This is a genomic window from Rhizobium sophoriradicis, assembly GCF_025200795.1.
Classification (GTDB): Bacteria; Pseudomonadota; Alphaproteobacteria; order Rhizobiales; family Rhizobiaceae; genus Rhizobium; species Rhizobium sophoriradicis.
Map to the genome: position 1 here is coordinate 124,393 of NZ_CP104156.1, position 22,857 is coordinate 147,249.

A 22,857-nucleotide genomic window follows, 5' to 3' on the forward strand; every position below is an offset into this window, starting at 1 on the left:
GACATCCACGTTCTCCCGCTCGAGATGGCCTCCTAGTTTTTCAGCGCTGCAGTTGGGAAGCCTCTAATGATGCGATGACTGGCTTCCACAAGCCTCGAACAGATTGACAGATTGTCTGATATACGTTAATGCTATTCCTGATCAAAGGCAAGGCAGCATCAGGGAAATCTGCCACGGTTCTAGTGGAGTTCCCGCACGGCAAATCAATCTAAAGATGCCTCCCAAGGCGAGGGGTGACGGGCTGCTTTCGATCGCAGCCCGTCACGGGAAGGGTGGGAGTGCTATGAGTGGGAGAGAACCTACGCCAACCGACCTTGGAGGCCGTTGAGTCGACACGGAGAAAAATGATTGTGCTGTAGGATGGCCCCACGATTTCGCCACACGCTGGTCCTCTTAACCTGCGCATCAGCATACTTCGGTTATGACGTATAAGAGAGGCACGCTCCAGGCTCAACACTCGGAGACGCAAAGACGTCGACGAGTTCTTTTGGCCTACTAAGCGAGGCGGTCGCGGCAAATATCAATGCGTAAGCCGCGCCTCGTCGCATTGAGTTGACTTTGCGCTCTTCTTAGCGGGTACGGACTCCGGGCGTCTGATTGGGCAAAAGAAGAGCTTAAGGACGAAACCTGATGATGGTCAAACAGCTTGTGCTGCCATAGGCGTGCTGTTGTCTGTGCCGCGCGAACGCGAAAAGCGCGATCAAATCGGAACGTGGCGGCGAGAGAAGACTAACAGGAAAGACCACATCAAACTCAACCGGGTGTCGGAATACCGATGCTTACGGCATTGCGTGCATGAGGCCTCAAAATGACGCCGGTCTCGACATGTGTCCGCCGAAAATCGCAAAAAAGGAATTGACAGATTGTCGGACAAAAATTTTACTATATCGCCCGCGCATTGCTTGTTCGCGGGAGACGCAGCGACGGACCGGGAGTTATAAGTGCTAAACTTGGCCAAAAATGCACAAATTGTCGACCTTCTTAATCTGCCGGAAGCGGCGACCGGCGCGTGATACAAGCGTCTCTGACTCACAAGGCGTGTCATACTCCATCGACCGAGGTACTGGTTGAACGTGACAGTGACGCCAACATTTCTCCTGGGGAAAAAGTCTGTGTCTTGATAGGCGCGTCAAATCCTGTTGGTCTTTGTTTGGCGCGCTCATTTATAGAAAAAGGCTATCGGGTCGCCGTAGGCGACGCCAATCCCGCCGACTTCGCCTCCCTGGCTGAAGGCCAGGGAAACAATTTTTTACCGGTCAAAGTCAACCCGAACAGAGACGTTTACGTCAACTCAATGGCTGACCAGGTGTATTTGCGCTGGAGACGGGTCGACGTTCTGGTGAACATAGTTTTCCGCAGAAATGAAACAACCCAAACTGTAACGGGATCGCTATCCAGCGCGAATCTGGGGCTTGATGCCGTATCCAATCTAATCAGAGTTACAGGTGCCTTTAGCTCTCGACTTCAGGGCGCGGAGCTTGCCGTAGTGGACGTCGCATGGTTCGAAGAGACGACCTCGCTGGAAGCAGAAGCCGTCCTTCAAGCGGCGTTGCGCACTACTACCTCCGCAATTGCTAGGCAATATTTCGGTTCCGGGCTGAGGATAAATGCTGTACACGCCAGCGATGTGAACTCTACGTCTTCAAGCGAAAATGACGTGCTTCGAACAGTGATCCACGCCGTGCAATTCCTGGCGAATTCGGAACTGTCCGGAAAGCTGACAGGGAACGTGCTGGAGATCGATCCTCGGTGCAGATAGATCCACTCCCACGTTCTGATCCGGCAAATCTGCAGGTATTAACCTTCCGTTAAGTTTCTCGAAAGACGCAATGGGTAAGAGGTCAAATCCTAACAACACGTAAAAAAGTTTCGATTGTTTTAGTGAAACTCTTATCCATGTTCGTTCAGGCTCAAACATTACTATTCCAAAAGCGAGGCCCCAGCACCGTTTGAGCCCTTTGGAGGTAAGTATGTTCGTCGATCGCCTGTTATCCACCTTTACCATAAGAGCAAAGGTGTTATTGGTACTTGTACCCTTGATCCTGATATTGGCGGCAGTTGGTGGGGTCGGCTTAAAAGCAACTGGCTTGCTTCAGTCTCGTCTTCGGCTTTCAAATGAGGTTCTTCAGACCTTGAGCGGGTTTCGAAGTGTCGCGGAAAGCATGAACCGCTTTTTGGCGCAAAGCTCAACGGAGTACCGAGATGAGGCGCTGACAAGTTTAAACGGGCAGAGCGCAACCATGCAGTCGCTCCAGGAAGCGGCGGCAGGTAGCGGGAGCGAAACTGGTGCGCTCGAAAACAGTGTATCGGCAATGTCCGTTATCTCGGGCAGCATCGGCCGCATGTGGTCTTTGCATAATGACGAGGAATCCGTTCGCAGCGACATTGTTTCCAACTTGTCGAAGATCAAGGAGGTCGGAGGCGCCCTTAAATTGGCTGCGGTTGATGTGCGCTCACAAGTACGCAATCAGGAGAACTCCGGGAAAACCATGCTCCGGGAGGCTACCCGCTCACTCGATACGGCATCAGTTATGCAACACATGGCGGAAGACTTGGTGAGCTTGCCGGACGGAGCGAAGCAGCCTCCGACTGTCGCCCAGCAAGGGCTTGTGATCAAAAAGTCGCTAAAAACAGTTAAGCGGGTAGTCTCGACTGCTGACGAGCAGGCCGTTACTAAAATTGAGAGGACTATCGCCAAGCTAATCGCCAACCCCGAATTTGTCGACCCTTCCACACGGCTTGCCGGCTCTGACCTACAGAGCTTTGCGACGAACCTGCGAGTGGATGCGATCCAGCACATGATTGAAGGAACAAATGCGATCCGGGCGTTGGATAAAGCGTTGACGGATTCCGAAATGCTTGTTGCGACGGCGACAACGATCGGCCAGGACGCCGATTCGATCGAAATCGAAATCAATAACCTGTTCCGTACAGCCAACGCAGAGAATCAGCAGCGCCTCGTTGAGCAACTTACAAAATTGGCGCGTGACACCGTGGCAGTTGGAGGCGTTGCCAGCTCGATATCTGGCTTCGATAAAATGCAGGAAGATCTATTCGCCCAGGTGGATTCTATCCAAGAGAACACAGAGAAGCTGGTCAAGATAGCGGAAGCCCGCCAAGCGCAATATTCTGAGGCGGACAAAACCGGTCAGGAGATCTGGAAAAACCTCGTAACTTTTGCAGCAACTCAGGAAAACGATGCTCGCAATGAAAGCAATCTTGCCCGCTTGCTGTCAACTATCGCCACAGTGTCCGGCGTCTTGGTAGCCTTGGCGGCTGGCGCCGGCCTGATGGCGACACTTCGCGCCCCGATCGAACGGATCGCGAAGCGCATGCAAGAGCTGGCAAAGGGCGATCTTCGATCGCAGATTGTCGGACGTGACCGGAGAGACGAAATAGGTGAAATGGCTCGCGCACTCGAGGTTTTCCGTGAAAATGCTGTCTCGAAGATGGACATCGAGACACGAACGGAAGCCGATAGGAAAACCGTTGAACAGGAGCGGATGGATCGTGAACGCGAACGCGCTCAGATGGAGGAGGAGGTCGCAACTGCCGTCACCATTCTAGGAGAGGCGTTATCTCGATTGGCGCGTGGCGACATCTCTCAAGAAATTGACCGCCAATTCCATCCCAATCTTGAGCCGCTGAGGCGCGATTTCAATCACTCGCTTTCGATCCTGAGAGAGACAGTGTCTCATATCGACGAGAATACCAATCAAATTCAATGGGGAACCAGCGAGCTTTTCAAAGCCTCAGATGATCTGTCGCGGCGAACTGAATTGCAAGCCGCCTCACTGGAGGAGGCTGCGGCCGCCGTCGAACAGGTGACGGTCACGGTCAGAAAATCATCCGAGAATGCCTATGAAACCCAGGCTTTCGTGTCCGTTGTTAAAGAACACGCCGAGGGTGCGGCAACCATTGTGACCGATGCGATCAACGCAATGGGCAGAATAGAAGACGCGTCCCACAAGATCGGCCAAATCATTGGTTTGATCGATACGATTGCGTTCCAGACAAATCTTTTGGCACTAAATGCTGGTGTCGAGGCGGCTCGTGCTGGAGATGCCGGAAAGGGTTTTGCAGTCGTAGCCCAGGAAGTGCGCGAACTTGCCCAGAAATCATCAGCTGCAGCCCGCGAGATTCGCCACCTGATTTCGGAATCCTCTTCGGAGGTGGCGATCGGCTCAGATTACGTGGGGAAAGCAGGTGAGGCGTTACACAACATAACGGCGTCGATCTTGAAGATTTCCGATCGGATTGATCAAATCGTCAATTCGAGCCGCGAGCAAGCGGCGTCCCTCGCCGAGATCAACAATAACGTCAATGTACTTGACCAGGGAACACAACAAAACGCTGCCATGGCCGAGCAGACAAATGCCGCGGCAAAGACTCTCTCGGATCAGACTAACGAACTCAGCGAGCGGCTCGCTTCATTCAAATTGACCGAAGATAAGTCGACGCGTCGGGTTAGGTTAGTGGCGTAAGCTACGCATCGAACGGGACTGCCACGCGTCGGATGGCCACTGTGATAGCGGCGTTCTACTGAAGGGAAATCCGCTTACGGAAGCGAAATCCGGCCTTAGGCTCTTGGTCTCCCTTTCGCCGCCCGTCTGACTGTAAAAAACCCACCTAGAGCCGATCAACCTTCAAGAGATCAACTGCTTTGCAATGCTCAGAGACACGAGAGGTATCAAATCCGTGCGCATACGTGAAATTACAAGAGCCATTATTCTAATCACCGGCTTGGTGATCCCTTCTGTAGCGGCCGCCGGTGGCCTTACGGAATTGCCGCGGGAGGAACGAAAAACCTACGAGTTGCTCGATCCAAAGTTGCCTACAGGTGAATCTGTCTTCCGCACGTTTAAGGCACAGCGAGCACCGCCGTGGAAAATTGGGTACGCATCGACATATGCTGACAATTCTTGGCGTGCGAGTATTCTTGATGAGTTCACAAACAAGATTGTTCCAGCTTTCAAGAAAGCGGGGCTGGTCTCCGAGTTCATCGTCACCCAGTCAAATCTTGAAGACGCTGTCCAGATCAGGCAGATGCGGCAGATGGTAGACGACGGCGTTGATGCAATTATTATCTGCTGTTCGAACCTCACGGCGCTTAATCCTACGATAGAGTATGCGTATTCAAAAGGAGTGCCTGTGTTCTCGTACTCTGGTTACGTAACATCGCCGTTCGCCGTCAACGCAACTGAGAACAACATGCAAGGCGGGTTTGAGGCGGCGAAGTGGCTCGCTGAAGAAATCGAAGGAAGTGGCAATGTGCTTCTCGTTTCGGGGATCTCCGGCTTTGCCTCCTCGGACAGCTTTGACGTCGGCGCAAAGAAGGCTCTGGAGTATTATCCCGAGATAAAGATCGTAGGTCATGTCGACGGGAAGTGGACAGACAAGGTCGCGCAGGCCGAGGTGCAAAAATTCCTTGCAGCGAATCCCGGTCGAATTGATGGTATTATCGTTCAGTCGGGAGCTGAGAATGGTGTTATCAACGCGGTGCGCCAGTCCGGGCGCGACATGATCCCAATCGTTCTAGGGGGCGAAGCTTCGGCAGCCTGTTACTGGCGACGGAACCCCGACTTCGTAAGCAAGAGTTTTCATTTCTGGCCGCCGCGCTCTGAGGCGGGTTTCGTATGGGACGTAATGATGCGAACTCTTGAGGGACAGGGCCCCAAAATTCAGACAATCCTGCGGCCAGCAATTCCCAGTACCATAGAGGATGTAATGGCGGATTTGCCAGCTGATTGCGATCCTAACTCTGAGGATTGGATCGAGCCGAAGAATACAGCTTGGTGGTCTGCCAGCGCTGCTGCTAAATATTTCGATAACCCAGCGGATCCGCTCTCCTGGAAGCCGGCCGATTGAAGATCGCATGCGGGGTCTGTGTGGAATGCGGTGCCTTCATGATCGGCTCTCGTGCAAGGTAGGCTGCGCTAAGGAATGACAGTTCAAATTGGGAAATGCCCGGGTCGCCTCAGGAGACATGAGACAAGCGATCCGGTTCCAACGAACATATTTGCTCCGCGGTAGCATTCTTCCTCCGGCCCTCCTCTCGCCAAACGGGACAACATACTCATTGCGCCTTTCAATCTACGTGCTGCCGCGAAGGTTGTTGCTTCGAATGTGAAAGCAAAGTTCATTTCCGACCGCACTATCCGGCTCAGGCCGACGCGCGGTTCGACGCCTTACTGACATATCTGCATCAATTTGTTGCTCGAATGATTTGGGTGGCGTTCCCGGAATTCCTGATCGGATGGATGATGCATCTGTCTTGGCCCTCGGTAAGGAGCTTCACGATGAATTCGACTTTACAACCGCTTTGGCAACGCTCCTTTTTTCAGAAAAGGCGCAATCGCCGGAGAGACGAAGCGCTGCATCATGATACCTCAGCCGACCGAGGAGCGCTGCTTGAAGCATTGATCGGCGTGTTGCCCCTCCCAATTTTCTTCAAAGATCTGCACGGTCGCTATGTCGGTTGCAACAAGGTTTTCGAAGATCTCCTCGGTCGCTCGCGCGACGAGATCATCGGGAATACAGATTTTGATCTCAGTTCAACGCAACTGGCGGAAATTTATTCTATTGAAGAGAAAGGCCTTCTTGAAAGGGGTGGAGCCCAAGTCTCCGAGCGTAAGATCGCTCTCGCAAACGGCGCCATCCTGGATGTTGTCTGCAACAAGGCAGTTTTCAGAGGTCACGACGACGAGCCCGCGGGTCTGATTGGCGTTATCATCGACATAACCGAACACAAGTTGGCGGAGCAGGAACTCAAAAACGCTCTCGAACTAGCCCAAGGGATCGTCACCGCTATTCCAGACGTTCTGTTTGAGGTCGACGAGGATGGGCGATATCTTCAGGTCTGGACCAGAAATCCCGAACTACTAGCCCAGCAGCGGGAAATGCTACTGGGTAGGACGGTCGACCAAGTTCTTGCGCCTGATCAAGCGGCTATTGCAATGGAGGCGCTTCGAACTGCAAGCAGTGAAGGAGTTGCCTACGGTCGATGCATTAGCGTATCCTTGCCAAACGGCGAGACCCGATGGTTCGAGTTGTCGGTGGCTAGACGACCAAGCGCCGATCCTGACGCCGCCACCACGCTCCTGGCATTTTCGCGTGATGTCACGGAACGAAGGCAGGCGGAAGACGCCATCAACTCCGTGCGGACGCAATTGCTAAGTGTGCTGCAAACCATTCCTGACATGGTTTGGGTAAAGAATGTCGATGGCGTACACCTGTTGTGCAATCATGCATTTGAGCGGCTGACCGGGAAATCGGAGGCGGAGGTCGTTGGAAAAACGGACCTTGAATTGTTCGGGGCTGAGAGAGCTCACATTTCCGGAAAATCTGATGAGGCCACGATCGAAGCCGGTGGCATACTTATCGACGAGAATTGGGTGGTTTCCCCGGAGAACGGTCAGTCCATTCTTCTCGAAACACGTAAACTTGCGGTCCTCGGCGCCGGGGGAGAGGTTACAGGAGTCCTCGGGGTCTCTCGCGATGTCACGGAACTGAACGCCTCGCGGGAAAAAATCAGGCAAATGGCCTTTTACGATCCGGTGACTTCTTTGCCGAACCGCTTGCTGTTTAACGAGCGATTGCAAAAGGTCGTCAGTGACGCGTCGTCTCAACGTCGGCGGACAGGGGTAATGCTGATTGACATCGACCATTTCAAAGTCGTGAACGATACGATGGGTCACCCTGTGGGTGATCAACTACTCTGCCAGGTCGCTACCCGGCTTAAGAAATCTGTCCGCGATCTCGACACGGTTGCGCGTCTCGGCGGCGACGAGTTCGCGATTCTGTTGCCGGAAATCCAGACAACCGACGATCTCGATTGGGTTGCGTGCTCGATCCTCGAGAGATTCAAGGAATCTTTCCTATTGGATGGCAAGGAAGTCTACGTGTCATGCAGTGTAGGCATCGCGATCTCGCCCGACGACAGCACAGATGTCAACGATCTGGTGAAATACGCCGACTCTGCGATGTATCTTGCCAAACGCTCGGGGAGAAACAGTTTTCGCTTTTATTCGAAGGATTTGACTGTGGGCGTGGAGGAGCGCATGCAGTTGGAATCTGAATTGCGCCGCGCTATCGAGCGCGAAGAATTGGAGCTGCACTACCAGCCCAAGGTGCTTCTGGACAGCGGCGTAATGATAGGATCGGAAGCGTTGTTGAGATGGCCTCATCCCGAGATGGGCATGATTCCGCCGGTTCGATTCATTCCGGTCGCTGAGGATACCGGGCTGATCGTTGAACTCGGGCGATGGGTGCTGCGTGAAGCGTGCAAGACGGCGAAGGAGCTGAACGCCGATTGCCACCACCTGCACAAGATTGCAGTCAACCTTTCGGGTAAGCAATTCCAATGCTCACGGTTGGTAAACGAGATCGCTGCAATCCTCGGTGAAACCGGTTGCCGCGCGGAATGGATCGAAATCGAAATCACGGAGAGTCTGCTTCTCGATCGGAAGGGCGAGACCCTGCAGACGCTTCTTAAGCTGCGTCAAATGGGATTTTCGATTGCTATCGATGATTTTGGCACCGGTTACTCGGCGCTCAACTATCTAGCCCGCTTCCCGATCGACACGCTGAAGATCGATCGGTCATTCATAAATAGCTCGGACAAAAGGAACGAAGAATTGGTCAAAGCGATTCTGTCCATTGCACAATGTCTTGGGCAGGACGTGGTGGCGGAAGGTGTTGAGACCGCCGAGCAGGCAGCATTTCTCGCAGCGAACGGATGCGGTTCGGCGCAAGGCTTCTTTTACAGCAAGGCCCTGCCGAAGATGGAATTGATCGCTCTTTGGGTGCGCGCGTCCGCCACCGGCTTCGTTTCAGATCGTTACGCCGCTTCGCGATGATGAGCGCGAATAAGGGAAAATGTCACCTGTCTGATGGACGGTGATGCGGTGCGCGCTGTGAGACAACTCAACTTGAGCCTCGTCAATCTCTGAATGTCTGCGGTTTTTCGCGGAACAGGGGGCAACGCTGGGTCAACGACCATGCGTTGTGCGGCCCCGCGAGCCGCATTCTCGAATGCTCTGCTCCTACTGCGCGGCATTCGGTAGGCCGGGGAAAACGCGGTACACCGGCTCCTAAAGCAAGGCAGTCGCTCTCGATATGGCTTTCTTCAAAAATATTTGACAGATTATCATACAATCTGCCAAAAATGTCGCCAAGCACCTGATGGGAGGAAAATCAGTGTCTCTTAGTATGCATCACCTGGCCAAGCTTCCGTATTTTTATCCGTTCGAATTTGGCGATGGAAAAATCACGGTACTGTCCGACGGGCCGTTAGAGCTAGGAGATCCTCGCCTGAACTTCTTGGGGGTAGAGCCACGCACGGTCAGCCTGATGCTAGAGGACAATTTCCTGCCAACGAACAAAGTTGTACTCGAGCAAAACGTGCCGCTTGTTGAGATAAATGGAAGAACAATTCTATTTGATACCGGGATGGGGTCTTCCAAAGCTTTCGGGCCCACCACAGGTCGACTCCTAGCCAGCCTGAGAGAGGCAGGTCGAGATCCGACGGAGATCGATGCGGTGGTTCTGTCGCACGCCCATATCGATCATATCGGCGGTCTGTGCGATGCCAATGGAAGGTTAAATTTCCCGAACGCCGACATCTTCATCAGTGAGCGAGACTTCACGGACTGGACGGACGGGTCGTCGATCGATTCTTCATTTCAATTTCAAATCGATAACGCTCGGCGAAACCTGCTTCCCCACAAGGATCGGACCTTCTTTTTCAAAGACGGCGAGGAGTTCTTGCCGGGCGTTCACGCGATTTCGGCCCCCGGCCACACGCTCGGTCATCATTGTTTTATGCTGCAGTCGGGAAACGATCGCCTCTGTTTTCTCGGCGACCTTACGCACCATCATATCCTGTTGATGGAGAGGCCGATGATGGAATTCCGATACGACACGGACCCGAAGCTGTCAGCTAGATCCCGCACGCGCGTGCTTGATATGCTGGCGACAGATCGCATTGCGGTAATGTCCTATCACTTCGCATGGCCAGGTGCCGGGCATGTGGTGCGAAACGGAGACGGATTCCGCTATATCCCCTCTCCAATGCAGTTGCTTGCACATCGATAAGGAATTTCAAAGATGCAGATGCGTTCGGTAATCCTCAGGGAGTCGGGTCTGCCGAAGCCCTATTCAAATTCGAAACCTCTTAAGATTGAGCTTGTGGAACTGACGCCGCCTGGCCCCATGGAGGTGTTGGTCAAGATCAAGGCTGCCGGTGTCTGCCACTCTGACCTGTCCGCAATCAATGGGGACAGACCGCGTCCGCTTCCAGTCGCTCTAGGCCATGAGGCATCTGGCGTCGTCGCAGCAATCGGACCGAGTGTCGAGAAGGTTGAGGTTGGTGACCATGTAGTCATGTCATTTCTGCCGGTTTGTGGCCATTGCTCATATTGCGCTGAAGGCCGCGCCAGCCTCTGCGAACCGGGCTACCAGGCCAATGCTGCAGGAACGCTTCTATCCGGCGGCAAGCACATCCGTTTGAGAGGATACGAAATTAACCACCATAGCGGCGTTTCTGCGTTTTCCGAATATGCTGTCGTGTCGGCGAGCTCGGTAGTCAAAGTGACCAAAGATATCGATTTGGCGACAGCTGCTCTCTTCGGCTGTGCCGTTATGACCGGCGTTGGAGCTGTGATGAACACGTGTGGGGTCCGCCCAGGCCGTAGTGTGGCGGTAATCGGGCTCGGCGGCGTAGGCCTTTCGGCGATACTTGGCGCTGTTGCGAGCGGTGCAAGCGATATCGTGGCGATCGACCTAATCCAAGCGAAGCTGGATCTTGCCAAGGAGCTGGGAGCGACGAAGACTTTTTTGGCCACCTCGCCGAATATTGTTGCCCAAGTAAAAGGCGCGACAAGCGGCGGGGTAGACTACGCGATAGAGATGGCTGGATCCAAAAAGGCATTCGAGCTTGCATATGAGATTACCCGGCGCGGAGGGATGACCGCTACGGCCGGACTGGCCAGCGCAAATTCCCGTTTCGAGGTTTCGCCCTTGCCGTTGGTCGGAGAGGAGAGAACGATCAAGGGCAGCTATATGGGTTCCTGCGTGCCATCGCGCGACATACCCCGCTATATCGACCTTTACCTCAAAGGTAAGCTGCCAGTGGACAAATTGCTGTCGAGCACTGGCCCCCTTGATGAGATCAATGAGGTTTTCGACCGTCTTGACAGGGCCGAGATCAATCGACACCTAGTCTTGATGGACTGATGGCGGGGAGAATTCTCTTGAACGAGTGGACAGTGCTCGCCATCCATTACGGCACCGCGCAAAGACCAGTAAGTGACCTGATACTAGAGACGAATGACATTCATGATCGTCCATCACAAATCGACTACTTCGTGTGGCTGATCCGTCTCGAGGACCGATTAATTCTTGTTGACACTGGTTTCGAAGCCGGAGAGGGCGCGGCCAGAGGGCGGACCCTCTTGATCCATCCGGTGGCAGCACTGAGCAGCCTTGGCATCAAATCCAGCGAAATTACTGATGTCGTTGTGACACACCTGCACTACGATCACGCCGGAAACCTCCCGGCCTTTCCTAACGCCACTTTTCACATTCAGGATCGGGAGATGGCGTATGGAACGGGGCGGTGTATGTGCCATGAGCGAATGCGTCGGCCTTTTGCTACAGAAGGTGTCGTCGACGCGGTCCGGCTCGTTTTTCAGTCACGGGTACGGTTCCATGATGGGGATGGGGAAATTGTTCCTGGATGCAGGGTGCATCTGGTTGGCGGTCACTCGAAAGGTTTGCAAGTTGTTACGGTGGCAACAGGCGGCGCTTTGCTGGTTATCGCTTCCGACGCGCTTCATTTCCAGCACTATCTTGAAAATGACGGCGCGTTTCCCCTGTTTGCAGATTACCTAGAGGTCATCGAGGGTTACAACAAGCTCCGCGTCCTTGCCGGAGCAAACGGACTCATCATTCCGGGTCATGACCCTGAGGTGCTACAGAAATTTTCTCCCCTTGCGCCAGACCTCCAGTTCGCTAGAGTTCTCCTGTGACCCACAATAAACCGATTGAAATTTTTTGCTGTTTGCAGACAATCGGGTTGTCCTACGAAACGCTCCGGCAGTATATTGATTCTGTGCGTCACTAGAAATTTCATCGAAGGTTTGTTGTGAATGGGAACGATCGACCTCCAGATTAGACGTCAAAACGCCTCTCTTCGAATCCTTGTTGAGGATAAGCTCCGGCAGGCTATTTCAAGTGGCCGTTTCAAGCCCGGGCAGCGGCTGGTGGAGCGCGAGTTGTGCGAACTTATCGGGGTTGGCCGAACTTCAGTTCGCGAGGCGCTACGCCAGTTAGAAGCTGAAGGGCTTATTACTAGCTATCCGCATCGGGGGCCGGTTGTCAGCACTATCAGCTACGAGGAGGCTAGGCAGCTTTATAGTGTACGCGCGCTGCTTGAAAGCTTTGCCGGCCAGGAGTTCGCCGAGAACGGTTCGAATGAAGAGATCGTTGCTCTCCTCGAGACCGTGGAAGCGTTCGAAGCCGCAGCCAAGAGCGGTTCCGGAACGCGGATCATCGAAGCCAAGACCGCTTTTTACGATTGTTTGATGACCGGCAGCAAGAACGTGTTTGTGAAGCAAATGCTCACGTCGTTGCACAACCGGGTCACATTGTTGCGGATGACATCGATGACCCAGCCAGGGCGGCTGCAGAACAGCGTTTTCGAAATAAGAGAGATTGCGGCCGCTATTGCGTTGCGTGATGGCGACAGGGCAGCCGCGCTTTGCAAGCGCCATATCGAAATCGCGGCTAAGGTGGCGTTGGACTACTTGAGCAAGAACCCCGTCGAAACCTCCGAGTAGTTCCACAAAACGAAGTTCAGGCGACGGCTAAGGTTGACAGATTGTCTGAAAATCTGCTTACCTCTCTTATGGGAGGTGAGACACAGGAAGTGCGGCTTCCCAACAACATCATTTTGTTAGGGAGGACGTATGGGCGCCCATGCCGAGCTGATTAAACGCGTAACCCTGGCGATCGAAGATCCGGAGCTACCGCGACTGACCCCAGGTCTTACAACACGGATCTCGTTGCAAGTTGGACCAGAAAAGTCATCACTTGCTGTGGGAGGCGGGATAGTCGCACTGGACGGCGCGGACGAAAATGCTGACGTCATACTGAGTGCCCCAGAAGGAGCTTGGGAAAAGGTTATGCAGGTGCCGCCGCCGGCAACCTACCATTCGTTCACCGCCTTTCAACTCGCTAACCCTGAGTTCACGTTATCTGGTTCGCCCGTAGCAATCGCTCAAGCGCGTCCCGCTCTGGAGCGACTGTTCGAAATCGTCGTAGCGTCTCCGCCCCTAGTTGCGCCGAAGGTCGATCGAAATATTGAACAGGTCACCGGACGCTATAAGCGGGTAGAGGTCGGCGGCGTAGAACACGATATCTTTTACGAGGAAGCCGGTGCAGGAACTCCTATCCTTTTCCTCCATACGGCTGGCGCAGACGGCCGTCAGTTTCTACCGCAACTCTCCGACACTGGGTTTGCGCGTACGAACCGATTGATCTCAGTTGATCTGCCGTTTCACGGACGTTCGATGCCTCCTTTAACTTGGGACGGCTCGCCCTATCAACTCACAACGGATCTCTACCTGACCTGGTGCACGGCGATACTCGACCAGCTCGTCGGAGACAGAGCTATCGTCGTTGGAGGATCTATGGGCGCGGCGATGTGCATGGTGCTGGCGGCGGAGCGACCGGAACGTCTAATGGGTGTAATTGCGGTCGAGCCGCCGTTGAAGTCAAAGGGCCGTCGCAACCCCTTTCAACACAACGTCAACGTTCATGGGTCGCTTCATAACTCAGCCTATGTCCGCGGAATCATGAGCCCGCTCAGCCCGCAAGAAGAGCGACGCCGCGCCAGTTGGATCTACTCGCAGGGTGCTCCTGGAGTTTATCCCGGCGATCTTTCGTTCTACAGCGACGAGTTCGACGGTGCCGTCGTCGGTCCGAAGATTGATGCCAAGCGAACACCGACCGTTCTTCTCTCCGGGACCTATGACTACTCTGCGACGCCTGCAGACGGAGCAGCGCTAGCGGCCCTCATTCCTGGCAGCCGTCATGTCGTTATGGAGGGGCTTGGGCACTTTCCGATGTGCGAAAATCCTGACTATTTCCGGAGCTTCTTGCAAGACGCTATTCGGTTCGTCGAAGATAACGGCTGATCACAAAGCAACCGCGTTGGCCATTTACCGATCGTGTCCCAGTACGTGGCGTAGGTGACGGTAGGGAGTAAAGCCGAGCGCCCGCGCGCTTCTCGTTGCGCTGTAGCGGGTGATCGGCTTTGCGGGCGGCCATCAGTGTTTTCCGCTAGGGTCGGGTTGTTCAAGACCAACCTGACGGAAAGATCACCGATGACCAATGACATGATGAACGTGCGTTCGCTTGTTGAGAAGAGTGCCGATGCAGATTTGTTGCGTGAGATGATCGGTCTTGCTGCCGAGCGGCTGATGGAGTTGGAGGTCGGCTCGGCCACGGGTGCTGACTTCGGTGTGAAGAACCCGATGCGGCTCACTCAACGCAATGGCTACCGTGACCGCGATTGGGAGACGCGGGCTGGCACCGTCGAGCTTCGCATTCCGAAGCTGCGCAAGGGCAGCTACTTTCCGAGCTTCCTTGAACCGCGCCGCATGGCAGAGAAAGCTCTGACGGCCGTTATCCAGGAAGCGTATATCCAGGGAATCTCGACTCGTTCTGTCGACGACCTGTGGTGGATGGTGAGCGTACGGTGAGCTGTTTTTGCTGATCGGCCAAATCAGGCGATGTTCTGGCATTAGAACCAGCATTAGTGCTGACATTAATACCAGAACGAAGAGGTTTCATGGCTCGCATAGAGATCATGTCCGGTACCGAGCGCAGACGGCGTTGGTCGGACGAGGCGAAGCTGAGGATACTTGCGGAAGCTGATGAGCCCGGTGCTCGCATTGGCGATGTGGCGCGCCGGCACGACATTCATCCGGGCCAGATCCGCTTGTGGCGGCAATCATTCAACTATGCCGATCGGCCGACGGTGTTCCTCCCGGTGGAAATCACGGAGGAGGTTGGCGTAAGCCAGCCGTCTACCGCATCAACAAGGCCGACGATCGTTGAGATCTTGCTTCGAAACGGTCGGAGCTTGAAGGTTGCGGTTGACGTTGAGTTGAAGCTGCTTGGCCCGCTCGTCGCTTGCGTGGAGGCGGTATGATCGGCCCATCGGGGAATGTGAGGGTCTATCTGGCCTGCGGAGTGACCGATATGCGGCGTGGCATTGATGGTCTGTCCGCGCTGGTCGAGACGGTCGTGAGGGAGGCACCGGGCTCGGGCGCAATCTTCGGCTTTCGCGGAAAACGCGCGGACCGGATCAAGCTTCTTTGGTGGGATGGCCAGGGGTTCTGTCTGTTCTACAAGATTTTGGAGCGCGGATACTTTCCCTGGCCGACGGCGAAAGAGGGTGTAGCGCACCTGACGCAGGCGCAGCTTTCGATGCTCGTTGAGGGGATCGATTGGCGACGCCCGGCGTGGACTTCCGCTCCCGGCCGAACGGGATAAAAGCTATATTTTGCAGGGGCATGGGAAGCTTAACGCTGGTGCGTCAGAGGCAAATCGGCTAGTTTCGCGGATATGGAAACAGCGCCGCTGGACAGTCAGGACGAGCTCAATACTTTGCGCGCACTCGTCGCGGAACAGGCGGCAAAACTTGAGAGCCAGGAAGCCGAGGTCATCAAGCGAGACTCCATAATCGGGCTTCTTCGCGCGCAACTGGAGCTTCTCCGACATCGGCAACATGGCGCGTCTTCGGAAAAGATCGACAGGAAGATCGAGCAATTCGAGCTGATGTTGGAGGAGATCGAGGCCTCCCGGGCCGAGGCTGAACAGCGCTCCGGGAAAGCTCCCTGCAATTGCCCGACCTGCGGTGGCACTTCGTTCCTGAAGGCGGCCGACAGAGTGGTCCAGGTGCTGGAGCACGTGCCGGCGTCGGTCAAGATTGTCCGGCATGTCGAGAAGCGCATGATCTGCAGGGAATGCGATACGACAGTGGCTGGCGAGATGCCGACCTTGCCGATCGAGCGCGGCAAACCCGGGCCGGGGCTGCTCGCCCACATCATGATCGCCAAATTCGACGATCACATTCCCCTCTACCGCCTGTCAGAGATGTACGACCGGTTGGGGATAGACATCTCCCGATCCGTAATGGCCGACTGGGTCGGCCGGGTATCTGCATTGCTGACACCACTTGTCCTGTTAATCAGGGCCCATATCGCCGCACTCGACCGAATACATACGGACGATACCCCGGTCGATGTTCTCGACCCCGGGCGGGGCAAGACAAAAACCGGCAGGGTCTGGGTCTACGTCTTTGACGGCAGTGGCTATCAATCCGCCACTCCCGCAGCCATTGCCTATTACTACAGCCCCGACCGCAGGGGCGCACATCCGGCTGATCACCTGGCAAGCTTCAGCGGCGTCATGCATGCCGACGGCTACGGGGGTTACAAGAAGCTCTATGGCAACCAGATCATTGAAGCCGCCTGCATGGCGCATGTGCGCCGCAAGTTCCATGATGTGATAAAGCTCAAGCCGTCTCCGATCGCTGAGGAAGCGCTGTCACGCATCGGCGCTCTCTACGATATCGAGAACCGTATCCGAGGCATGTCGGCTGACGAGCGGCGCACCCTGCGCCAACACCATGCCCGGCCTGTTCTGGACGAACTCAAGGCCTGGATCGAGGCGACACTCTCGACTTTGCCTCAGAAGCAGAGGCTGGCCGAGGCGATGCGATATGCCCTGTCGCGATGGGCAGCCTTGAGCGTCTACATCGACGATGGCCGTGTCGAAATCGACAACAACATCGCTGAACGAGCCATGCGTCCGCTTGGAATTGGAAGGAAGAACTGGCTGTTTGCCGGCTCGGACAAGGGCGGCGAGCGCATCGCCAACATCCTCACCATCATCGAGACGGTCAAACTGCAAGGCCATAATCCAGAGGTCTATCTGACGGATGTCCTGACCCGGATCCAGGATCACCCCGAAGACCGAATTGAAGACCTCCTGCCTTGGAACTGGACGCCGGCAAAAGCTCGATGCGAGGCCGCCTGATGGCGCGCTCGAGGTTCATCTACACACTCAGCCAAGTCGCCGGCATGATCGGCGAAAACCTCGAACTGATCGAAGAAGTGACCGCAAACTCGGACAACATCTCCGAAGGCGAACTGGTTTACGTCGGCGATGGCAGTGAAGACGGCACGAAGGGTCTGACCGAGAATGGCATCGAAGAACTTCAAAGCCTACTCGCCGACATCAGGACGTGGGACGGCGGTATCCGCGAGTTCCTCATCGACACACAGTGCGATCCTGAAATAATCGACCGCATCATGGCCGATGAGATGAAACGCGGCCTATAGATTCCATCTCTCGACACCCGAAAATGCGTTCGCCGGACGCTTACGGTGGATGCGACCTATCTCAAGGTCCGGCGTGGCGGCCGCATCGTCTCAGTCGCCGTCATTATCGCGGTCGGCGTCAATAACGACGGTCGGCGCGAGGTCCTGGGTATGGAAGTTGGCACCTCGGAGGCCGAACCGATCTGGACGGAATTCCTGCGCAGGCTAGAGCGTTTCAGGTTTTCACGGAAGCATATCCGGCATTGGCGAAGTAGTTGCTGCATTCGCTGGGCTCGATGGTTGTGACGAGGTGTCCGATGTGGCGCCAGGTGTCATCGATGGTTCGCTTCTGAGCCAGGCGCATCCAGTGCTTGATTTTGGCGAAAGCCTGTTCGATCGGGTTAAGGTCGGGGGAGTATGGCGGCAGGTACCAGAGCCGAGCACCAGCGTTGCGGATCATCTGACGGATGGCGACCGACTTGTGGGAGCCGAGATTATCCATCACGACGATATCGCCGGGTTTGAGCACCGGTACGAGTTGCTGTTCGACATAAGCACGAAAGCACTCACCGTTGATCGGTCCATCGAAGACACAAGGCGCGGTGAGCCGATCGCAGCGCAACGCGCCGAGGAAAGTCAGGGTGCGCCAATGTCCGTGCGGGGCGAAGCTGCGCAGCCGTTTGCCCTTCGGCCCCCAGCCTCGAAGCGGCGCCATGTTGGTCTTGATCCAGGTTTCATCGATGAAGACCAGCCGGCTTGGATCAAGGCCAGCCTGCCAGGATCGCCAGCGCTGTCGCCGTCGCGCGACGTCAGCGCGCGCCTGCTCAAGGGCGAACAGTGTTTTTTTTGAACCGTAGTCCCTCGCGCCGCAGAAACTGCCATACGGTGTCGTGGGATACCTTCACCCCTCGCGCGGCCAGTTCTTCCTTCAACCTGTTCAGTGACACATGCGGCGTCTGGTTGATCCGCTCGGCGATAAACGCTCGGTACGGCTCAAGAACCCGCTTGCGGTGGCCGCCCATCTTCCCAGGCGCGACAGATCCGCTCGAACGGTAGCGCTGAGACCACTTCACCGCTGAAGACACGGCAATACCGAACCGCACCGCCACCGACCGGCAGCTCTCGCCGGCTTCGATTGCATCAACAACACGCTTGCGAAGATCATTTGAAAGAGGTCGAGTCATCCGATGCTGGCCTCCACTCCAGCCAGCATCTTGAATCACAAAACAGCCAAAAACGGAATCCCTTCCGATTCAACTAAATCCAGATACGCTCTAACGCGCCGCGGTCTACGCGGGGTGAAGTTGGTTGTCTCTGATGCACATGAGGGCATCAAGGCTGCCGTTTCCAAGGTTCTCAATGCCACTTGGCAAAGGTGCCGGGTTCACTTCATGAGGAACGTGCTCGCGCATGCTGGAAAGAGCGGCAGGCGGGTCGTATCCGCCTTCATCGCGACGGCCTTTGCCCAGGAGACCCCGGAGGCAGCAAGCCGCACAATGGCGCAGTGTCGCCGATCAAATCAGGCCGAAAGTGCCGAAGCTTGCCACCATCATGGACGACGCTGAAGAGGACGTGCTCGCCTACATGACCTTCCCGAAAGAGCACCGGGCAAAGCTGCACTCGACGAATCCAATTGAGCGTCTCAACGGCGAAATCAAGCGACGCACCGAGGTCGTCGGCATCTTTCCGAACGACGAAGCCATCGTCCGTCTCGTCGGCGCACTGCTGCTCGAACAGAATGACGAATGGGCCGTTCAACGCGCCAAGTATATGACGCTTGAGACCATGGCCCAAATGAGATGAGCCCCAAATCAGCCTGCCCCGCTGTGGCACGCTGATATCCCCTTCCGACCCATGTCGGGAAAGCACGGCCATCAGCCGCGACCTACACCACCTCCCGGGACACGATCGTATCACCTTGTATTCCGGACTAAACTTATGCCGACAGCGTTGCGATAGAGGGCATTCGGAACCAGCATGCGGCTATTCCGGAAGGTCGGCACTCGCATGACGTCATCTGACCGACATCGTGGGGTTATTCGACAAAAATTGCGAAATGTCCTTGATCCAGTTTCCGCTGTTAGATCTAGTTGTCGCCGGCAGTCCTTCTCCTTCTCTATCATATTTGCTGGAGCGTGCCGCAAGTCCGACAAGAGCTGCGCCTAGGCCAACAGCTCTGTGCTGTCATTGACGGGTTAGGAACACGTCAATGATCAACGAGGCTGGAGCCTTATACCCGGTGTTCCTGCCTCAAATGTAAGGGCATGACGAGTGCCGCCCTTTCCTTCACTTGACCAGGTGGTTTCCGATCGAGGAGCCGCCATCGACCGTCAGAATGCTACCGGTCGCGAACCTCGAACGATCGGACGCAAGAAAAAGCATTGCTTCAGCAATCTCTTCAGCTGTCCCCATCCGATCCATGACGGCACGGGCGTTGAAATCGCTGCGAAGCTTCGCGGGGTCCTTCGCTTCGGCGAAGATTTTCGTGAAGTAAGGAGAGTCGATTGTCCCTGGAGCGACCGCGTTGACACGAATTCCCTCTTTCGCATGATCCATGGCCATCGCGCGCGTCAGCGAAGATATTGCTCCTTTCGATGCTACGTAGGCAGTCCTGTCCGCGATTGCTGAGGTTGCGGTGTAGGAAGTCGTATTGATGATCGAACCTCCGCCGTTCCGTCGCATAACAGGAATGACGTACTTTGAGCAAAGGAAGATCCCTTTGACGTTTACGGACATAATCCGGTCCCAAGTTTCTTCAGGAATGGTCACCACATTCCCCGTCGTTCCGAACCCGGCATTATTGACGAGCACGTCGACCCGGCCCCACTTTGCGGTCGTCTTCTCAACCATGCTTTCCGCGTCCTTGGCGGACGAGACGTCGACGCGAACACCGAAAGCCTTCGAGCCGATCTCGTTCGCCACACGAACCGCGGCGTCTTCATTGACATCAGCAACAACCACATAGGCGCCGTTCTTTGCGAAAAGCTCGGCTGTCGCACGACCAATGCCGCTGCCGCCCCCTGTGACGATACAAACTCTTTGATTCAAATCCATCGACCATCTCCTCATTTTTGGGTGCCTTAGAAGACATTTTAGCAGACAATCTGTCAATTGTGAAAATCCAGTTGACAGATTGTCTGCTGATCTGTTTATCTAGGCTCGATCGAATTTGGCCGTGGGAGGACAATATGGCCGATACCAGCACTGAGGCGCAGTTGGCTTTTAAGGCAGCTATGCGTCGGTTCACATCAACCATCTGCTTGATCACGACCGAACTCAACGGGGTCCGTCATGGCATGGCCGCCACCGCGGTCCAGTCGGTTACCGCGGACCCACCAACTGTTCTTGTCTGCATCAACCAATCGGCTTCGGTGAATCAGCCTTTGAAGATCTCCGGGAAGTTCGCCGTGAACATGCTGCATCTTTCACATGCCGATCTTGTGCCGCTGTTCAGTGGGCAATTGAAGGGTGAAGAGCGCTTTCATTACGGCGAGTGGCTGTCTCTCGACGGCATGCCGGTCCTGTCCGATGCGCAGGCGGCGTTTGTCTGCAAGCTAAAAGATGTCGTTCACGTTGGAACGCATGATGTTGTGCTCGGAGAAGTGCTCGAAGCACGGTTCATCGAGTCAATCGCGCCGCTTCTCTACGAAAACGGTCAACTCGTCAGGTCGTCGTCCATCAGTGGATCGGCCGCATAGTAGGTGGCTTTAACCACCAATCACATCACTCATCGAAAGCCCAAGGGCGGCAAGGAGAAAAGCGTGAGCAATATGGCACCCGCAAGAGAAATTCATGGACGTGAAGTCACAGAGCGCTTTGAGCGCGGACTAAAGACCCGGCGCGAAGTCTTGGGGGGGGGCTATGTTGATGCGTCGGTCAGCAAAGCCACCGACTTCAATTGGCCGATGCAAACCCTCGTCACAGAATACTGCTGGGACGCGATTTGGAATCGGCCGGGCCTGGAGCGCAAGCAGCGCAGCATCCTCAATCTCGGGATGATTTCGGCCCTCAATCGTCCGCATGAGCTGAAACTGCATGTTCGCGGAGCAATCAACAACGGTCTTACCAAAGAGGAAATTCGGGAGGTTTTCCTCCAGGTTTCGATTTACTGCGGTGTTCCTGCGGCCATCGACAGCTTCCGCGTGGCAGCGGAAGTTTTCGACGAGATGGGCATCTAGTTATTCAACGCATTTGAGTGGGCTGAGCATCATCCGTTGCCAGCCCGAGGAGGGACTACAGTGACCGCACAAGACGATTTCCGCGCTGCCGGAAACCCAATGTTCAATGATAACAAGCTCAAGCTCGGCGTATTTGGCACGAATTGCTCGAATGCATGCGCGATTACGCTCGCTGAGACAACGTTCGAACCTACCTTCGACCACAACGTCGAGATTGCAAAGAAGCTTGAGGCAGCCGGTTGGGAATGCATGGTGCCGATTGCACGCTGGCGTGGTTTTGGCGGTCCTTCAAACTTCAATGGCGTGAACATGGATACGTTCACCTGGGCGGCCGCTCTCGCGGCGGTCACCACGAAGCTCCAGTTCTTCTCAACGACTCACATTCCGACGCTAAACCCGATTGTTGCAACCAAGATGGCGACAACAATCGATCACATCTCGAAGGGTCGATACGGCCTCAATCTCGTTACCGGCTGGTTCACTCCCGAAATGGAAATGTTCGGAGTTCCTATGATGGAGCACGACACCCGCTATGAATACGCCACTGAATGGATGGATATCGTCGAGACGCTCTGGAAACGCAATGGCGTTACCTTCGAAGGCGAGTTCCTCAAAGTCAAAGACGCCTTCAGTGAACCCAAACCCTACAACAAGGCGGGTCGCCCGCTCCTGATCTGCGCCGGCGCCTCGGGCAAGGGACTGCATTTCACCGCCAAGTTCTGCGACTTCAACTTCGGCTTCATGCAAGACATGGAATCCGGCGCTGCCTGGGTCAAAAAGGTGAAGGACCTGGCGCGTACTGAATATAACCGTGATCTTGGCACATTCACAGCTTGCCCCGTTATCGTTCGCGAAACGGAGAAGGAAGCAAAGGAATACTACGACTACTACGTCAACCAGAAGGGTGACTGGGAGGCATGCGAGAACATCTGTGAAGTTCTGCAGGTGCAATCTCAAAACCATTCTGCCGAAATGTATCAAAAATTCAAGGAACGCTTCGTCGCTGGCTGGGGTGGATACCCGATCGTCGGCAATCCAGAACAAGTCGCCGACAAGCTCGTGGATCTCAGCAATACAGGCGTCAACGGCGCCTTGCTGACAATGGTCGATTACAACGAGGAACTTCCCTTCTTTAACGACCGTGTCATGCCGCTGCTCAAGCAAGCCGGTCTGCGCAACTGAACCAGTCCTCGGGACGGCGATTGCCGTCCCGACACGAACTCTGCCAGATTCTGGCAGGATTTTCGCGGCTGGCGGCCAAAGGGGCCGGCGGTTGAGCGGAACCA

The 22,857-nt window shown here is 55.2% G+C and carries 18 protein-coding genes and 3 pseudogenes; 19 read left to right on the forward strand and 2 right to left on the reverse strand.

All coding sequences use genetic code 11. The annotated features are described in order from the left end of the window. Positions 1 to 1,009: 1,009 nt before the first annotated feature. The 15 genes and pseudogenes from N2597_RS31420 to N2597_RS31490 form a co-directional block, all read left to right on the forward strand. Positions 1,010 to 1,759 carry an SDR family oxidoreductase gene (locus tag N2597_RS31420; protein WP_011053351.1) on the forward strand — a complete coding sequence of 250 codons (750 nt, stop codon included), beginning with the start codon at positions 1,010 to 1,012 and terminating at the stop codon, positions 1,757 to 1,759. Between the two features lie 211 nt (positions 1,760 to 1,970). Then, on the forward strand, positions 1,971 to 4,484 hold the full coding sequence (locus tag N2597_RS31425; RefSeq protein WP_008534365.1) for a methyl-accepting chemotaxis protein: 2,514 nt from the start codon (positions 1,971 to 1,973) through the stop codon (positions 4,482 to 4,484). 184 nt (positions 4,485 to 4,668) lie between these two features. Further along, positions 4,669 to 5,868: an ABC transporter substrate-binding protein gene (locus N2597_RS31430; RefSeq protein ID WP_008534366.1), complete on the forward strand. Its 1,200-nt coding sequence runs from the start codon at positions 4,669 to 4,671 to the stop codon at positions 5,866 to 5,868. A 431-nt stretch (positions 5,869 to 6,299) separates the two neighbouring features. Then, positions 6,300 to 8,858, forward strand: coding sequence for a sensor domain-containing protein (locus tag N2597_RS31435; RefSeq protein ID WP_004673285.1), 2,559 nt, complete (start codon positions 6,300 to 6,302; stop codon positions 8,856 to 8,858). A gap of 352 nt (positions 8,859 to 9,210) precedes the next feature. Next, positions 9,211 to 10,095 (forward strand): MBL fold metallo-hydrolase, encoded by an 885-nt coding sequence (locus tag N2597_RS31440; RefSeq protein WP_011053353.1) that lies wholly within the window; start codon positions 9,211 to 9,213, stop codon positions 10,093 to 10,095. Positions 10,096 to 10,107: 12 nt separating this feature from the next. Further along, positions 10,108 to 11,235, forward strand: coding sequence for a zinc-dependent alcohol dehydrogenase family protein (locus N2597_RS31445; RefSeq protein WP_004673287.1), 1,128 nt, complete (start codon positions 10,108 to 10,110; stop codon positions 11,233 to 11,235). Beyond that, a complete protein-coding gene (locus tag N2597_RS31450; protein ID WP_018247149.1) occupies positions 11,235 to 12,029 on the forward strand; it encodes an N-acyl homoserine lactonase family protein in 795 nt (264 codons plus the stop codon). The genes N2597_RS31445 and N2597_RS31450 overlap by 1 nt, the downstream gene beginning before the upstream one ends. A gap of 120 nt (positions 12,030 to 12,149) precedes the next feature. Further along, complete coding sequence (locus N2597_RS31455; RefSeq protein ID WP_004673291.1) at positions 12,150 to 12,839, forward strand: GntR family transcriptional regulator; 690 nt, start codon at positions 12,150 to 12,152, stop codon at positions 12,837 to 12,839. A 129-nt stretch (positions 12,840 to 12,968) separates the two neighbouring features. Continuing rightward, positions 12,969 to 14,198 carry an alpha/beta fold hydrolase gene (locus tag N2597_RS31460; RefSeq protein ID WP_008534369.1) on the forward strand — a complete coding sequence of 410 codons (1,230 nt, stop codon included), beginning with the start codon at positions 12,969 to 12,971 and terminating at the stop codon, positions 14,196 to 14,198. Positions 14,199 to 14,387: 189 nt separating this feature from the next. After that, a pseudogene (locus N2597_RS31465) lies at positions 14,388 to 14,741 on the forward strand (transposase); the annotation flags it as partial. A 113-nt stretch (positions 14,742 to 14,854) separates the two neighbouring features. After that, positions 14,855 to 15,217, forward strand: coding sequence for an IS66-like element accessory protein TnpA (gene tnpA / locus N2597_RS31470; protein ID WP_009996987.1), 363 nt, complete (start codon positions 14,855 to 14,857; stop codon positions 15,215 to 15,217). Continuing rightward, positions 15,214 to 15,561, forward strand: a complete 348-nt coding sequence (tnpB, locus tag N2597_RS31475; protein WP_009996986.1) for an IS66 family insertion sequence element accessory protein TnpB — start codon at positions 15,214 to 15,216, stop codon at positions 15,559 to 15,561. The genes tnpA and tnpB overlap by 4 nt, the downstream gene beginning before the upstream one ends. 72 nt (positions 15,562 to 15,633) lie before the next feature. Beyond that, the gene (gene tnpC / locus N2597_RS31480) at positions 15,634 to 17,109 is read left to right on the forward strand and encodes an IS66 family transposase (protein WP_029875541.1); all 1,476 of its coding nucleotides are present in this window, start codon (positions 15,634 to 15,636) and stop codon (positions 17,107 to 17,109) included. Beyond that, positions 17,109 to 17,414, forward strand: coding sequence for a hypothetical protein (locus N2597_RS31485; protein ID WP_009996984.1), 306 nt, complete (start codon positions 17,109 to 17,111; stop codon positions 17,412 to 17,414). The genes tnpC and N2597_RS31485 overlap by 1 nt, the downstream gene beginning before the upstream one ends. 39 nt (positions 17,415 to 17,453) lie before the next feature. Then, a pseudogene (locus N2597_RS31490) lies at positions 17,454 to 17,627 on the forward strand (transposase); the annotation flags it as partial. A gap of 1 nt (position 17,628) precedes the next feature. Here N2597_RS31490 and N2597_RS31495 read toward each other — a convergent pair. Next, a protein-coding gene (locus tag N2597_RS31495; protein WP_097622115.1) for an IS630 family transposase occupies positions 17,629 to 18,577 on the reverse strand; the annotation gives its coding sequence in 2 pieces (ribosomal slippage) (positions 17,629 to 18,240 and positions 18,242 to 18,577; 948 coding nt in all). 90 nt (positions 18,578 to 18,667) lie between these two features. Here N2597_RS31495 and N2597_RS31500 point away from each other — a divergent pair. Next, positions 18,668 to 19,190 (forward strand): annotated as a pseudogene (locus N2597_RS31500) (IS256 family transposase); the annotation flags it as partial. Between the two features lie 489 nt (positions 19,191 to 19,679). Here the strand turns inward: N2597_RS31500 and N2597_RS31505 are convergent. Further along, the gene (locus N2597_RS31505) at positions 19,680 to 20,447 is read right to left on the reverse strand and encodes an SDR family oxidoreductase (protein WP_004671535.1); all 768 of its coding nucleotides are present in this window, start codon (positions 20,445 to 20,447) and stop codon (positions 19,680 to 19,682) included. A 134-nt stretch (positions 20,448 to 20,581) separates the two neighbouring features. Between N2597_RS31505 and N2597_RS31510 the strand changes: the two genes are divergently transcribed. The 3 genes from N2597_RS31510 to N2597_RS31520 all read left to right on the forward strand — a co-directional run bounded on the left by N2597_RS31510 (position 20,582) and on the right by N2597_RS31520 (position 22,753). Next, positions 20,582 to 21,091, forward strand: coding sequence for a flavin reductase family protein (locus N2597_RS31510; protein ID WP_008534378.1), 510 nt, complete (start codon positions 20,582 to 20,584; stop codon positions 21,089 to 21,091). A gap of 72 nt (positions 21,092 to 21,163) precedes the next feature. Further along, complete coding sequence (locus N2597_RS31515; protein WP_004671531.1) at positions 21,164 to 21,571, forward strand: carboxymuconolactone decarboxylase family protein; 408 nt, start codon at positions 21,164 to 21,166, stop codon at positions 21,569 to 21,571. A gap of 60 nt (positions 21,572 to 21,631) precedes the next feature. Further along, complete coding sequence (locus tag N2597_RS31520; protein WP_011053356.1) at positions 21,632 to 22,753, forward strand: LLM class flavin-dependent oxidoreductase; 1,122 nt, start codon at positions 21,632 to 21,634, stop codon at positions 22,751 to 22,753. Positions 22,754 to 22,857: the final 104 nt, after the last annotated feature.